General features: G+C 42.4%; 12 protein-coding genes. 2 read left to right on the top strand and 10 right to left on the bottom strand.

Annotated features, from left to right (window positions below):
- Window positions 1–57: 57 nt before the first annotated feature.
- Both B5X70_RS13160 and B5X70_RS13155 read left to right on the top strand, forming a co-directional pair.
- Window positions 58–1,320, top strand: coding sequence for a hemolysin family protein (locus B5X70_RS13160; RefSeq protein WP_079558368.1), 1,263 nt, complete (start codon window positions 58–60; stop codon window positions 1,318–1,320).
- 142 nt (window positions 1,321–1,462) lie between these two features.
- Window positions 1,463–3,556 (top strand): peptidylprolyl isomerase, encoded by a 2,094-nt coding sequence (locus tag B5X70_RS13155; protein ID WP_079558367.1) that lies wholly within the window; start codon window positions 1,463–1,465, stop codon window positions 3,554–3,556.
- 100 nt (window positions 3,557–3,656) lie between these two features.
- Here the strand turns inward: B5X70_RS13155 and B5X70_RS13150 are convergent, their stop codons facing one another.
- The 10 genes from B5X70_RS13150 to B5X70_RS13100 all read right to left on the bottom strand — a co-directional run bounded on the left by B5X70_RS13150 (window position 3,657) and on the right by B5X70_RS13100 (window position 15,804).
- On the bottom strand, window positions 3,657–4,106 hold the full coding sequence (locus tag B5X70_RS13150) for a GatB/YqeY domain-containing protein (protein ID WP_079558366.1): 450 nt from the start codon (window positions 4,104–4,106) through the stop codon (window positions 3,657–3,659).
- Window positions 4,107–4,118: 12 nt separating this feature from the next.
- Window positions 4,119–5,621: a cell division protein FtsZ gene (gene ftsZ, locus B5X70_RS13145; RefSeq protein ID WP_079558365.1), complete on the bottom strand. Its 1,503-nt coding sequence runs from the start codon at window positions 5,619–5,621 to the stop codon at window positions 4,119–4,121.
- A gap of 38 nt (window positions 5,622–5,659) precedes the next feature.
- A complete protein-coding gene (gene ftsA, locus B5X70_RS13140) occupies window positions 5,660–7,018 on the bottom strand; it encodes a cell division protein FtsA (RefSeq protein WP_232468392.1) in 1,359 nt (452 codons plus the stop codon).
- Window positions 7,019–7,075: 57 nt separating this feature from the next.
- Window positions 7,076–7,807, bottom strand: a complete 732-nt coding sequence (locus B5X70_RS13135) for a cell division protein FtsQ/DivIB (protein ID WP_088328552.1) — start codon at window positions 7,805–7,807, stop codon at window positions 7,076–7,078.
- A gap of 113 nt (window positions 7,808–7,920) precedes the next feature.
- Window positions 7,921–9,312, bottom strand: a complete 1,392-nt coding sequence (gene murC, locus B5X70_RS13125; RefSeq protein ID WP_079558362.1) for a UDP-N-acetylmuramate--L-alanine ligase — start codon at window positions 9,310–9,312, stop codon at window positions 7,921–7,923.
- 20 nt (window positions 9,313–9,332) lie between these two features.
- Window positions 9,333–10,436: an undecaprenyldiphospho-muramoylpentapeptide beta-N-acetylglucosaminyltransferase gene (gene murG / locus B5X70_RS13120; protein ID WP_079558361.1), complete on the bottom strand. Its 1,104-nt coding sequence runs from the start codon at window positions 10,434–10,436 to the stop codon at window positions 9,333–9,335.
- 17 nt (window positions 10,437–10,453) lie between these two features.
- Entirely contained in the window at window positions 10,454–11,641 is a 1,188-nt protein-coding gene (locus B5X70_RS13115; RefSeq protein ID WP_079558360.1) for an FtsW/RodA/SpoVE family cell cycle protein, read from the bottom strand.
- A gap of 3 nt (window positions 11,642–11,644) precedes the next feature.
- Window positions 11,645–12,979, bottom strand: a complete 1,335-nt coding sequence (gene murD, locus B5X70_RS13110) for a UDP-N-acetylmuramoyl-L-alanine--D-glutamate ligase (RefSeq protein WP_079558359.1) — start codon at window positions 12,977–12,979, stop codon at window positions 11,645–11,647.
- 1 nt (window position 12,980) lies between these two features.
- Entirely contained in the window at window positions 12,981–14,213 is a 1,233-nt protein-coding gene (gene mraY / locus B5X70_RS13105; RefSeq protein ID WP_079558358.1) for a phospho-N-acetylmuramoyl-pentapeptide-transferase, read from the bottom strand.
- Window positions 14,214–14,337: 124 nt separating this feature from the next.
- Window positions 14,338–15,804, bottom strand: a complete 1,467-nt coding sequence (locus B5X70_RS13100) for a UDP-N-acetylmuramoyl-L-alanyl-D-glutamate--2,6-diaminopimelate ligase (protein ID WP_079558357.1) — start codon at window positions 15,802–15,804, stop codon at window positions 14,338–14,340.
- Window positions 15,805–15,817: the final 13 nt, after the last annotated feature.

Raw genomic sequence — 15,817 nt, 5'->3', positions numbered from 1 at the left:
TTAAAGAAATTACTAACTTTAAACCTCATTTAAACTCAGGAAAGAAAACCGCAACCAATGGATCAGGCATCTGTTATTCTGCTTACTTTAATTCTTTCAGCATTCTTCTCAGGAAGTGAGATGGCTTTTCTTTCCTCCAACAAACTTCTGATTGAGCTTAATCGCAAGCGCACACCGCGTTTGAGCAAAATAACCGATCGGTTTCATACCAATCCGGGGCTTTTCATTTCTACCATATTAATAGGAAATAACATCGCATTGGTGGTATATGGTATATATATGGCCAACCTGATAGAACCCGAAATAAATCGCTTCTTCGAAAGCGATTTTCCTGTGTTGTTTATCCAGACAATCATAAGCACCATCATCATACTTGTTGTTGCTGAATTTCTCCCCAAAATCCTATTCAGATTAAACCCCGGGTTTACCTTAAACCTTCTTTCCATTCCCCTTTTCATCTTTTACTCAATATTTTTCCCATTTTCAAAACTCGTATTAGGTTTTTCCAATTTTTTCATAAGGAAAATATTGAAAGCCCCTGGCACTCCTATAGACAGCAGCATAGTTATTGGCGCGGTTGACTTGAGTCATCTCATAACCGAACATCAGGAAAAAGCAGATGAAGACGAACCCATGCCGGAAGAGATGAAGTTTTTCAAGAATGCACTGGATTTTTCCAACATAAAAGTAAGAGAATGTCTGATACCCCGAACAGAAATTGCGGCGTGTGATATTGACGAAACACTGGATAACATCAGACAAAAATTTATTGAAACAGGACACTCTAAGATCCTAATTTTCAAAGAAAACATTGACGACATCATTGGGTATGTGCATGTTTCATCCCTGTTTAGAAATCCACAACGATTAAGGAACATCATCAGTCCATTATCGGTTGTACCGGAAACGATGGCAGCCAGCAAACTACTTGAAACCTTTACCAAAGAGCATAAAAGCATCGCACTGGTTGTTGATGAATTTGGTGGCACAGCAGGAATTGTGACTCTGGAGGATATCCTAGAGGAAATTTTCGGAGAAATAGATGATGAACACGACACATCTGATTTGATTGAGAAACAGATTGACGAATACACCTATCAATTCAGTGGTCGCTTTGAGATAGACTACCTAAACGACAAATACCCTACCTTGCAACTCCCGGTATCGGACAATTACGAAACGCTTGCAGGCCTTATTTTATTCAAAAACGAAGCCATTCCGGCGCCAAATGAAGAGTTAGATTTTAAACATTTCAACATACAGATAATTGAAGCGACAAAATCCAAGGTCGAACTCGTTCAAATCTCTATAAAAGACTGACATACAAAACACTTATTGCTTTAACACAACATGGCGCTTCACATATAAATATATGATTTAATCAGGTTTAGAATCATGTAAAGCATTTTTTTGTATATTCGTAGCCTGTTTTAAAAAGCTAAATATTAAATCTGTATTTCGAATGGCAACTTTAGAAACATTACGTAGAAAAGGAGGTCTTCTTGTAGCCATATTTATTGGCTTTGCCCTGTTTGCATTTATCATGATGGATTTTATGGGGTCTGGAGGTTCTGTATTTTCAGGATCTCAGGATGAAGTCGCAAATATAAACGGCACCTCAGTAAGCATCCAGGAATTCCAGAATAGAGTAACCGAGATGGAAGAGTTCAACAAACTCAACCGTGGAGTATCCTCCCTCTCAGAGGAAGAGGTACACAGGTTAAGAGAAGAGGTCTGGATGCAAATGATCAATCAGATCCTGCTGGAAGAGCAATATGAAGAACTTGGAATTAGCGTTACATCAGACGAGTTGATGGACATGGTAACCGGAAGGAACATTCACCCAGCCATTCGTCAGCATCCCTTATTTGCTAACCCACAAACAGGAGCGTTTGACCAACAACAGGTTATCAACTTCTTGATGATGAAAAACAGTGACCACATTGCATATTTCTATTGGATGATGATGGAAGAGCAGCTCATGAATGAAAGAGCCTACAACAAATTCTCCACCGCCATCAAAAGAGGTATGTTTGTACCATCACTATGGAAAGATTCTGAAATAAGCTCCAGAAGTCATGCTGTTGACTTTGAATTTGTTACTGCAAGGTTTACATCCATCGACGATGCTGATGTAACTGTTACCGACAACGAAATCAGAGATTTTTACAACAGAAACCGTAACAGATTTAAACAAGAGGCATCACGAACCATAGAGTATGTGACTTTTGTTATTGAGCCAACTGAGGAGGACAGACGTGCTGCTGAGGATTGGATCAACAATATGTATGATCGTTTCTCGGCGGAGGATCTTGACGCTGCTCAATTTGTTAATCTGAACTCTGATGAGCCGTTTACAGGTCGAAACTATCGTGCATCAGAATTAAGTTCCAGACTAGAGCAGTTTGTGACCAATGCTTCAGTTGGTGATGTACATGGGCCCTATCTTGAAAATGAGAGCTACAGATTAACCCGTCTGGTTGCCGTCAATAATATTCCTGATTCTGTACGTGCACGTCATATATTAATTCAGGAAATGACACCGGCAGAGAGTCACACCGTAGCTGACAGTTTAATGAATTTAATAAGAGGCGGTGCAAATTTTGCCACACTGGCCCGTGAGTATTCAACAGACCCCGGATCAGCCGTTAACGGAGGTGACCTGGGTTGGTTCCGAGAAGGAATGATGGTTCAGCCATTCAATGATGCTGCTTTTCAGGGAAGCACCGGTGACATTGTAAAAGTTGAAACTCAGTTTGGTGTGCATATCATCAACATTCAACAACAAGGCAGACCAACACCTAAATACCAGATTGCAACACTGGCAAGAAACATCAACTACAGTTCCAGAACTTATCAGGATGTATACACTAGGGCAACCCGTTTTGCCGCTGTAAATAATACACCTGAGAAATTTAATCAGGCAATTGAAGAGGAAGGATTAACCAAACGTTTTGGTCGTAACATCAGAGAGAATGACAGATCGGTTGGCGCTCTTCAAAATTCAAGAGAAGTGGTAAGATGGGCATATGATGCATCAGAAGGAGCCATGTCGCCCGCATTTGAACTTGGCGACCAGTTTGTAGTGGCTCATCTCACAACTGTTAACAGAGAAGGAGTAAGACCTTTGGCTGACGTAAGAAGCGAAATTGAACGCCAATTACGCAATGATAAAAAAGCGGAGATTTTGAAAGCGAGATTCCAGGAAAAAACAGCTACCGGATTAGATATGGTAGCCATTGCAGAAGCACTTGGTGAAACAGTAATGGTAGCAAATGGTGTTACTTTTGGATCATTTCAGGTTCCAGGTGCCGGCGTTGAACCTGCGTTGGTTTCTCTGGCCGCTCATGCACCACTAAACCAGATTTCTGTACCTGTAAGAGGAAACAATGGCGTTTATGTGGTACGAGTAACCAATATTGAAGAACGAGAGCCTTCAGTAGAGAACATCATGCGTGAAATCAACCAGAATCTGACCATGAAAGTCGACCATCAGCTAATTGAAAACATGATAGATGAGGCTTCAATAGTTGACAGAAGATTAAGATTTTATTAGAAGTTTAAAACCCAGAGCAGATAAACTGCTTAGAAGGATATAACTAAAAACGGCTGCTTCTGTGAAGCAGCCGTTTTTATATCATACTCTCAATAATTTATTAGCTCAACAACTTCTTTACCATGGCTGAAATATCTTTTCCATCAGCTTTACCGGCAAGCATAGAAGAAGCTACTCCCATCACCTTACCCATCTCTTTCATGGATGAAGCTCCTGTAGTTACGATGATCTCTTTCACGGCAGATTCAAGCTCTTCAGTGGTTAACTGAGCCGGAAGATAGGCTGATATTACTTCAGCCTCGTGATTCTCCTGATCGGCCATCTCCTGACGATTTTGGGTAGCATAAATCTCCGCAGAATCGCGTCTTTGCTTTACCATTTTCTGTAAAATCCGAATCTCATCGGACTCAGACACTTCACCACCCGCATTTTTGGCCGTACGTGCCTCAAGCAACTCTTTTTTGATGGATCTGAGTGCGTCCAGACGCACCCTTTCGCGCGCTTTCATCGCTGACTTAATATCTTCATTTACTTTTTCAAACAAACTCATAATCTTCTACTTTTAATCGACATTATCGTGCAAATACCGGTTGTTCGGACTGATTTTTGGCTTACCACCATTATCGGTTATGGAAAATCTGGAAACACGTGGCTCATCTTTAACTGAAACTGATGAGGATTGGTTCTCCGGACGCACATTCCTGCGTTTATACGCAGGAACATTTTCAATTTCATCAATTCGTTTTTCATCAAGTAAATCCTCTGGATCTACAGAAACAACCGAATCATCAGACCTCTTATCAAATAAACGCGGCTCGATTTCATCATCCACGGCAAAAATATCATCCTCATCGCTGGTCTTTTTCTTCTCTTTTTCCGGTTTTCCATATAGAAGCTCTATCCTCCTCTCTCTTTCCTTATCCACATCCGAAAACTGGACAACCCTTGGAGGTAAATCATCCATCTCAATTTCATCATCACTGTCCACAAAAGATGGAGATTCGTCACCCACAGGAGTGAGATTGCCTTCAGAATCCATTTCGAGGCGAGTTACTTTTTTCTCAGGAACGGCCGGTGTAGGTTCAACCATATTGCTGTAGGCAAAACCGGTTGCTATAATGGTAACAGTTACTTCATCATCCAGACTCTCTTCATTTCCGGTTCCCCAGATGATGGATGCTGAATGCCCAACTACATCCTGCACATAATCGGTAATTTGACCAACCTCGTCCATGGTTATTTCATCCTTACCGGATGTAATGTTCAGGAGGATATTACCTGCTCCTTCAATTTTGTTGTTATTCAACAGTGGCGATTCAAGTGCAGCCTGAATGGCATCAATGGCACGGAATTCACCAATTCCGGTTCCCGATCCCATGATGGCTACACCACTATCTTTCATCACGGTTTCAACATCGGCAAAATCCACGTTGATGTATCCGTGTACAGTGATGATTTCAGCAATTCCTTTGGCAGCAGTTGCCAAAACATTATCAGCACGGGAAAATGCATTGCTTAATTTCAAATCCCCGTACATCTCTCTCAATTTTTCATTATTAATAATCAGGAGAGAGTCCACATGTTTTTCCATTTCAGCAATGCCATCAATGGCCTGAGAAATCCTGACCTTTCCTTCAAACTTAAAAGGAATGGTCACAATTCCAACAGTCAAAATGCCTAAATCCTTAGCCGTTTGTGCGACCACGGGAGCTGCTCCGGTTCCGGTTCCTCCACCCATACCGGCTGTAATGAAGACCATTTTTGTATTGTCTCCCAAAACGCGGGTTAAGTCTCCAATACTCTCAATAGCTGCCTGCCGGCCTCTGTCAGGTTTGTTCCCAGCTCCCCGGCCTTCGGTTAATGATTCACCCAATTGAACCTTAATTGGAACCGGGCTGTTAACCAAAGCCTGGGCATCGGTATTACACACAACAAAATTGACATCCTTAATGCCAAGATTGTACATGTAGTTTACTGCATTACTTCCTCCTCCCCCAACTCCAATCACTTTAATGATGGAAGAACGGTGACTGGGTATTTCAAAATTCATCAAATCATCTGTCATATGCTACTGATTTGCAAGCTTCTCAATTAAAACAAAAATTACATCTCCACATCTTTTTCATCAAAGATCCCGGCTATGCTCTTTTTCAGGTTCCCAAACAGGTCGCCGGTTATATAACCGGCTTCCTTGCTTATTTTGGATTTCACAGATTTGGTTCGTGTATTTCTCTTCTGTTTAGGGCTTTCCGCTCTATCTTCATCAACAGAAGCATCAAACAGTTTCTGTTCCACAAATTTAGGCGTGGTATACAAACTGCTGCTTAGTAATAACCCGATGGCTGTTGAATAGGTAGCGTTGTCTTCATCGGGTAATACAACCTTACTTAAATATCTGTCGGGCTGCCCAATGCGAACATCAAGACCCGTTTTAAGTTTTACCAGATGTGCAATATTTTTGAGTAAAGCACCTCCTCCGGTAATAACAATGCCTGCACCAAGCTTATCGTAGCACCCCGATTTCTCAATATGGTAGGCGATGTACTCGATAATCTCTTCCATACGAGCCTGGATGATATAGGCCAGATTTTGGAAGGAAATCTCTTTGGCTTCCCAACCCGGCATTCCCGGAATTGCAACCACCATATCCTCACGAGTCATGCTTCCGATGGCTGAACCAAATTGTTTTTTAAGCGATTCTGCCTGCTTATGTAAAACGGAACATCCCTCCTTGATATCATTTGTAACCGTATTTCCTCCAAAAGGAATAACGGCAGTATGCCGTATTATTCCATCGTAAAACAGGGCAAAATCAGTGGTTCCGCCACCAATATCAATCATAACAACACCCGCCTCCATCTCCTCTTCAGTTAATACCCCGTGCGATGAAGCCAATGATTCAAGCACAATACCGGCCAGGTTTAATCCTGCACGATGAATGCACTTTTCTATGTCCTTTATAATGGGCATTCGGCCAATTACCACGTGAAAGAACCCTTCCAGGCGATGACCGGACATACCTACGGGATTCTTCTCACCTGACTCATTGTCAACGGTGTAATCCTGTGGAATGACATGCACCACTTTCTCTCCCGGATCCAGAGATATTCTGTAGCTGTCGTTACGCAACTGGTCAACATCAAATGAAGAAATTTCGCTATTGGGTTCAATGAACTTATACGTTCTGTTCGAAAAGCTCTTCATGGCATATCCGGTCATTCCAACATACACATCAGTGATGTGTATGTCCAGTCGCGACTCCAGACTTGACACAGCCATTCGTATGGCATTTACCGTTTCACTGATGTTTGAAATAACTCCGCGCTTGACTCCCGTTGATGGAGTTTTTTCAATGCCGAGTACCTCAATGCCACCATTGGACAATTTACGACCAACCACCGCAACCACCTTCGTGGTTCCGATGTCAACAGCTGCGATTAATTTAGATTCGGGGTTCATCATATTTCTATTTTTCATTAGGAAGCTGCTGCTTCCTGAACAACACAACAATATTTTCTTTTACAAATCTCTGTTTCTTGAACAGATGACCTGGTTTTCATACTTCAGATTAATCAACTGATATTCATTCCATTCCAGCGGATCGAGACCTTGTTTATAAAGAGCCTTCAGTTTCGCAAGTTTTTGCTCAACCCTTTCGGGTTGACCAAGTAAAATCCAGTGTTCGCCAACACGCGGCACCAATATGTACTCATTATTTCGTCGAATGTAGATTTGCTCCATTTGAGCATTCCAAAACGGATCGGTGGCAATTAACCGTGACACATTTACCAAATCGGATTTATCGGCTGGGATATGACCATTTGCTACCAAAACCCTCGCTGTAAAGCGATTGGAAACGGGAATGCGCTGACCATTCAAATCCAGATAATATGTTCCTTCGGGGGCAAATACCCGAACAATTGGCTGATGCTGATTCACCATCACCTGTAAAACCCCACGGGCTGTATTATAAACCTGAGTTGTTTTGATGGCAGTATGCTCATTTACAAAACTCTCCATCTTATAAAAATCAATCTTATTGATGGGCGAACCAAGCAAATCAGGATATTTATCGAGTATACTCGAACGAATGTCAGCAGCGGAAACAAAACCTGCCTCTATGCTATCCCGAATCACCACATTAACGTCAATACAGATTGTGGAACGCGAGCTGACTGAAACAAATGAAAGCATCAGGGGAAAATAAATCCCCAAAAACACCCATTTTAGTATGTTTAACGCTCTTTTCATTAATTCCCGAACTTCCAAACCATTATAATTCGCTTAAATATAAACTTTTTCACACTCCCAACCTTACTCACGAACAGTTTATTTATCAACAAATCAAAGAGTTTTATAAACAGTTATTTTTGCTTGATAAGTTGTTCAATTTTGTCTTTTAAACGATTCACTTCCCGGTCGATGTCTCCGGCTCCCATGGATATAACCACTCGTGGAGTGGTAATATTGAGTTTTTCTACAACATCGGTTCTGTTGCAGTATATCACAGAGATATTCTTAATTTTTTCACCAATCATTTGTGAATCCACCCCTTCAATGGGATTTTCCCGAGCAGGATATATATCCATCAATAAAACCTCATCCAACACAGATAACGAAGCGGCAAATTCCTCTGCAAAATCCCTTGTGCGAGTAAAAAGATGGGGCTGAAAAATGCCGGTTACGGGCACTCCCGGGTAAAGATTCTTCACACTCGACAACGTGGCTCGTATCTCTTCAGGATGATGGGCGTAATCATCGATATAAACCAATTGTGGCTGGTTAATTAGAACATCAAAACGTCTGGCTATTCCAGTAAATGTTGGCAATGCCTTCCTGATTTCCTCTTCATCTACTCCATTGAGCAATGCCAGCGCCATTGCGCCAATGGCGTTTTCAACATTAACCAAACCAGGAATTCCGCATGTCAACCCTTCAATTTCGCCAAAAGGTGTGACCATGTTAAAACAGTAACGACCATTTTGAAGCTGCACATCCTTTGCGTAAAAATCGGCCGTTTGGTTCAGCGAATAGGTGAACATCCGCACACCATTGTTCAGTTTCCAATTGACGTCAATACCTTTTTTTATCAAAAGATTTCCGTTTTCAGCTATTCTGTTTCCAAATTCCACGAAAGCTTTTTCAACCTCATCCTTATTGCCGTAAATGTCCAGATGGTCGGCATCAATTGCGGAAACAATTGCCGTTTGAGGTGTAAGCCTCAAAAACGAACGGTCAAACTCATCTGCCTCCAGAATGGTAAATGGGGATTTTTCATCCCACAGAAAGTTGGTTCTGTAATTTCTGGAAATGCCTCCCAAAAAAGCAGTGCAACCGACACCACTCTGCCGGAAAAGATGGGTAGCCATGGTCGAAATAGTGGTTTTGCCATGCGTACCGGCCACACAAACAGCGGTGCTGTTTTGTGTAATCAAACCCAACACTTCAGAACGTTTTAACACGGTAAAGCCGTGTTCACGAAACCAGATCAACTGCCTGTGCGATGCCTCAACCGCAGGGGTGAAAACCACTAAAGTGGTTGAACCATCACGAAAATCGTCACCTATTAGTTCAACACCATCAGAAAAACAGACTTCCATGCCTTCAGATTCAATGGCATCAGTAATCACTGATGGCGTTCGGTCGTAACCAGCTACTCGCATTCCCTTGAGATGAAAATACCGGGCAACAGCACTCATTCCGATGCCGCCGATTCCGATGAACCAAACCTGCTTTATGTTGTCTGCTAAATTCATATATCTTAAAGATCCTTTTCTTACTTTATCAATTTCAATACTTCACCGGCTATAACCTCGCCGGCATCTGGTTTGGCAAAGTTTTTAATGTTGTTGCTTAAAACTTTCAACTTCGATGGGTTATTCAGTAACTCTATGGCTGTTGGCAGAAGCATCGCTTCAGTGTCAGAATCTTTAACCAGAACAGCACCATCTTTCTCCACCAGCGCCATGGCATTTTTGGTTTGATGATCTTCTGAAACATTGGGCGAAGGCACCAGCAACGAAGGCTTACCAAGTAAAGCCAGCTCACTGATGGTTCCAGCACCGGCTCTTGAAATAACCAAATCGGCTATGCTATAAGCATAGTCCATTCGCTGAACAAAAGCCATGGCTTTAACATTTGGCAGATTTATAATGCTCATTTTCGCATCAACCTCTTCAAAATAGAATTTTCCTGTTTGCCATATCAGTTGAAGAGGTTGCTCTCGCAACTCTTCTATTCTATTCAATACACCTTTATTTATGCTTCCTGCTCCCAAACTGCCACCAACAACTAGAATGGTTTTAACTCCCTTTTCGAGACCAAAATATTCATAAGCTGCATTGGTATCCACATGTTCCAAAAGTTGCTTTCTGATGGGATTACCGGTGAATATGATTTTATGCGCCGAGAAAAACCGCTCCATTCCGGGGTAAGCAACGCAAATGGCAGAGGCCTTTTTGGCAAGAATCCTGTTGGTAACACCGGGAAAACTGTTTTGCTCCTGAATAAGAGTAGGAATCCCCACCGATGATGCTGCGCGCAAAACCGGGCCGCTTGCATACCCCCCCACTCCTACAACCACCTGAGGCTTAAACTGCCTCACAATTTTCCGTGCCTGATACATACTTGCTGCCAACTTGTAGAAAAAAGTGATATTTTTCCAAGTCATCCTGCGCTGAAAACCGGCAACTGGCAATCCAACAATCTCGTAACCTGCAGCAGGAACCCGCTCCATCTCCATACGTCCTTTGGCTCCGACGAAAAGGATTTTACAATCCGGCATTTGCTTTGTAATGGCATCGGCAATAGAAATGGCCGGAAATATGTGGCCTCCCGTTCCTCCTCCGCTGATTATGATATTTGGTTGCTTTAGTATCATCAGATTTGTTTAAATGTTTATGCCATTTCATCATTTACTATAACGGCAGATTGTTTTTTGGCTTTCTCCTTCTCTTCCATGTTATGTCGGCTAACGCTCAGAATCATTCCGAATGCCACACAAGTAAATAGAACAGACGTGGTTCCAAGGCTCACAAGCGGCAATGGCTGACCCGTAACCGGGAAAATACCCACGGCGACTCCCATATTGACAAATGCCTGAGAAACAAGCATCAATCCCAAACCAAGAGATAAAAATGCCGGGAAAGTCCGGGTACTGGCATGCACAATAACCCCAATCCGCGCCAACAGGAAGAGATAACACATCAAAACCACAAAGGGGCCAAGAAAACCATACTCTTCGGCAATGATGGCAAAAATAAAATCACTGTATGGGTGAGGAATAAAATTGCGCTGCACGCTGTTACCGGGACCTTTTCCGAAGAATCCGCCGGAGGCAACAGCTATTTTACTTTGCTCCAGCTGATACATGGATGAACGGTCGGCCTTTTCAGGACTAAAAAACTGCTCAACCCTTGAAGACCAGGTTTGGGCTCGCGGCAAAAAAGTAACCTTTGGAGCCAATATCAAAACCACAACAACGAGTAAAATCCCGGCCAGTCCTGTTCCCAGCAGATATTTCAGTGGTACACGGCCAACAAACATCATCGCCATTGCCACAGAAAGCACCAGTAGTGAGGTGGAAAGGTTTTCACTAAAAATCAGTCCTGCCACTATCATCACATAAAACATGATGGGTTTAAAGGCCTCCCGGGTTGGTGCATCATCTTTCTGATGCTGAGCCAGAACTCTGGCCACAAAAACAATCAGCGCCAATTTTGCCATCTCGGATGGCTGAAAGGTGATTCCAATAACCGGAATGGTTAACCAGCGACTGGCCATATTGAGATTTACCCCGGCAATTAGTGTGATGGCCAATAATGCAATAGAGAAATACAACCCAACCAGACTAAAGCGGGCAAACCACTTATAGGATATATTATGCACCAAAACGATGACCCCAAACCCGATACCCAAAGAAAAGAGCTGACGAAACATATAATGCGATGTGTTACCCCCTTGATATTTATATGCCAAAAATCCGGTTGCACTATACACCGACAGCAGGGAGACGATGGACAAAGTAACAATGATCACCCAGATTATAGAGTCTCCTTTTAAATATTTTTTTACCAGATTTCCCATGTTCTATTGAGTTTTTCCAACCATTTCCTTAAACAAATTGCCTCGGTGCTCATAGTTTTTAAACAAATCGAAACTGGCACACGCCGGCGATAATAGAACCACATCTCCTTCTACGGCTAATTCCTTAGCAATTTTAACGGCCTCTTCCATACTTTTTGTCTCCACCAATTTTGGCACAATGGTGCCAAAAGCATTTTTAAGAGGAGTGTTCTCCAACCCCATGCAAACAAGGGCTTTAACTTTCTCTTTAACCAATCCGTTCAACTCCGAATAATCATTTCCCTTATCCGTTCCACCTGCTATCCAAACAACTGGACTTTTCATACTATCCAGCGCATACCATGTGGAATTTACATTGGTGGCTTTTGAGTCATTAATAAACAGTACTCCATTTTTCTCGCCAACCTTTTCCAGGCGGTGCTCAACCCCACCAAACGTTCTCAAACCTTCTTTAATGGCTTCAATTTCAACCCCAGCGTGCATAGCAGCCAACGATGCAGCCATGGCATTGTACAAATTATGTTTCCCCGTGAGAGAAATTTCATTAATTGGCAAAATAAGTTTTCGCTCGTTAATTTCTGTTCTCAACTCCATATCCTCAACCCTTGCGGCACACTCTTTATCAAGTGAAAAAGGCATTAAATGAGCAGGTGTTATTCCATTTCTCAGATTTCGGTTTATCACATCATCATTCAGGCACCAGATAAAGCAGTCGTCGCTGAGTTGGTTTTGAATGATGCGGAATTTGGATGCCACATAATTATCCATACGGTATTCATATCTATCCAGATGGTCGGGCGTGATGTTGGTAATAACTGCAGTATTTACCCGAAAAGAGAAGATTCCATCCAGCTGGAAACTGCTCAGTTCCATTACAAAATAGTCAGGATCGCGTTCAACCAGCGTTCTGCATGGGCTTACACCAATATTTCCCGACAAAACAGCATCAAGTCCTGCCATTTTCATGATGTGATGTAACCACAACGTAGTTGTGGTTTTTCCATTGCTTCCTGTAATTCCTATGATGTGAGCCTTACTGTATCGTCCGGCAAATTCAATATCAGAAATAATAGAAACCCCATTAGATTTTAACTTAACCACAATTGGAGCCGAATCGGGAATTCCGGGACTTTTAATCACTTCTTTTACTTCGGCAAACTTCTCAAATGAATGCTGTCCCTCTTCAAAAAGGATATTGTTATCCTCCAGTTCACGACGAAAGCCGGGAGCAATTTGTCCCATATCGGAAACAAACACCTTGAATCCTTTGCTTTTAGCTAAAAGAGCGGCACCTGTTCCGCTTTCGCCTGCACCCAGAATAACAATTTTCTTTTGCATTTTACCTGATTTTTAATGTGACAATGGTCAGTACTGCCAATATGATGCTCACAATCCAAAATCGCGTAACGATTTTGGATTCAGTATATCCTTTCATTTGATAATGGTGGTGCAAAGGTGCCATTTTAAACACACGACGCCCCTCTCCATATTTTCGTTTGGTATATTTAAAATATCCAACCTGAATCATCACAGATAAATTCTCAACCAAAAAAACTCCGCAAAGAATTGGTATCAACAACTCTATCCTGACCAATATTGCAAAAACAGCAATGATGCCTCCAATGGTCAAGCTGCCTGTATCACCCATAAAAACCTGCGCCGGGAATGAGTTATACCAAAGAAATCCGATACACGCACCTATAAATGCACTCATAAACACCACCAACTCCTGCGAGTGCGGAATGAACATGATGTTTAAATAATCGGCATAAATGGCATGGCCTGAGACGTAGGCAAAAATTCCGAGAGTGACTCCTATTATGGAGGAGACCCCCGTTGCCAAGCCATCCAACCCGTCCGTCATGTTTGCGCCGTTGGAGACGGCGGTTATAATAAATGTCACCACCAGAACAAATACCACCCACCCCCATGCTTTGGCTTTATCACCTAAAAACTCAACCAAAGAGGTATAGTTTATCCGGTTGTTTTTAAAGAATGGGACGTTTGTTACGGGAGCTTTAATGGTTTCCACTTTTATTTTCTGCACTTTTTCACCCTCAACAGATTCAACGTACATATCGGGTACCGGTGTTTTGATTCGTGCTACCACATCCTGATTAAAATAGAGCGTAAGTCCTACGATTAACCCCAAACCAACCTGTCCGATGATTTTAAATCTGCCGGCCAGTCCTTCCTTGTTTTTCTTAAAAACTTTGATGTAATCATCAAGAAATCCAATGATCCCCAGCCAAACAGTTGTGACTACCATCAGCAGTACATAAACATTGTCGAGCCGCGCAAACATAAGCACTGGAATCAGGATGGAGACAATAATAATAACGCCACCCATGGTAGGAGTTCCAATCTTTTGGTATTGTCCTTCCAGTCCAAGATCGCGAACCACTTCACCGATTTGTTGTTTCTGCAATTTCCGAATTACCCATTTACCAATAAAAAGACCAATGAGTAAGGAAAAAATAACAGCCATTCCCGATCGGAAAGAGATGTATTGGAACATCCCGGCTCCGGGGAAATCGATGGATTGCAAATATTCAAATAGATAAAAAAGCATTTTTATTTAGATGTATAGATGTTAGACAATTAGATATCCAGATGTTGTACAATCAGATAAGCAATAGATTTACAGGACTCTTCAAAATTTGTAATGCCTTTATATCTCATATCTGTAATTCTTATCATCTGTCAGTAAGCTGTTCAAAATAGTCACGCATAATTTCGCGATCGTCAAAATGGGTACGAACACCTTTAACTTCCTGATATGTCTCGTGTCCCTTGCCTGCCACCAGAATAACATCTCCTTTCTTAGCAAGTGTGCAGGCCGTTTTAATGGCTTCTTTTCGGTTTGTAATACAAATCACTTTTATGCGATCACTAAAAGGTACGCCTTCCATCATTTGCTCAATGATGGTTTCCGGGTTTTCGCTTCGCGGATTATCAGAAGTCAGGATGACCCGTGAGCTGCTTTTAACAGCTTCGGCAGCCATAATTGGCCGTTTGGTGGCATCGCGGTCGCCTCCGGCTCCCACCACGGTTATCAGCTCATTTTCGGGTTTACGAATTTGATTTAAAGCTTCCAGCACATTAATCAGTGCATCGGGGGTGTGGGCGTAATCAACCACACCGGTAACGCCGGTTTTCGATCGGATTGTTTCAAACCGTCCATCTACCGACCTAAGGCTACTTAAAGATCTCAACACCTCCTGCTCATCCCATCCCAACAAAATGGCGGCACCATAAACAGCCAGAAGATTCGATGCATTAAAACGGCCGATAAAAGGAGTCCACATCTCTTTTCCGTTAAACTCTAATTGCATCCCTTCAAACAGACTCTCGATGATTCGTCCGCGAAAATCGGCCATCTCCCGTAAAGAGAAAGTGCTATGGCTTGCTTTGCAATTCTGGAGCATGACCATCCCGTTTTTGTCATCACAATTGACCAAAGCAAAGGCCTCTTTGGCCATATTGTCGAAGAAAGTTTTTTTAGCCTTCAGGTATGCGTCAAAAGTTTTATGATAGTCAAGATGGTCGTGTGTTAGGTTGGTGTATATTCCTCCTCTGTAGTTGATGCCAACCACCCTTTTCTGATCCAGAGCATGAGAACTCACCTCCATAAAACAATAGTCGCAACCCTCATCCACCATTTGACGCATCAGTCCCTGAAGCGTCACAGCATCGGGAGTTGTATGGGATGCATCTAACTTAACATCGTTGATAAAATTGGCAACCGTAGAACATAATCCAACTTTATACCCAAGTTTAAGAGCCAGTCTGTAAAGTAGCGTAGCAACGGTTGTTTTTCCATTGGTTCCGGTCACTCCCACCACCTTCATTTTATCAGAAGGAAAATCAAAATGAAAGGCGGCCAATTTTGCCAAGGCTTCGTGAGAATCCCGAACCTGAACAACCACCGCATCATCAGGAATTGCTTCAGGCAATTCCTGACATACCACCGCACGACATCCTGCCTCAAAAACTGCAGGAATAAACTTGTGCCCATCGGTTACAGTACCCTTCATGGCAACAAACAGGGATGTAGCATTTGCCTTTCTTGAATCAAACACGATGGCATCCAGTTTGGGATTGCCATTCCCCACAACTTTCTTCTCCTCAAGAAATGCGATATAATCAATGAATTGCTTCATATATTTAACTTTT

Source organism: Alkalitalea saponilacus (assembly GCF_900168165.1).
Classification (GTDB): Bacteria; Bacteroidota; Bacteroidia; order Bacteroidales; family Marinilabiliaceae; genus Natronoflexus; species Natronoflexus saponilacus.
Note: the sequence above shows the minus strand (reverse complement) of the source record. Positions and strands in the feature narration are given on the sequence as shown.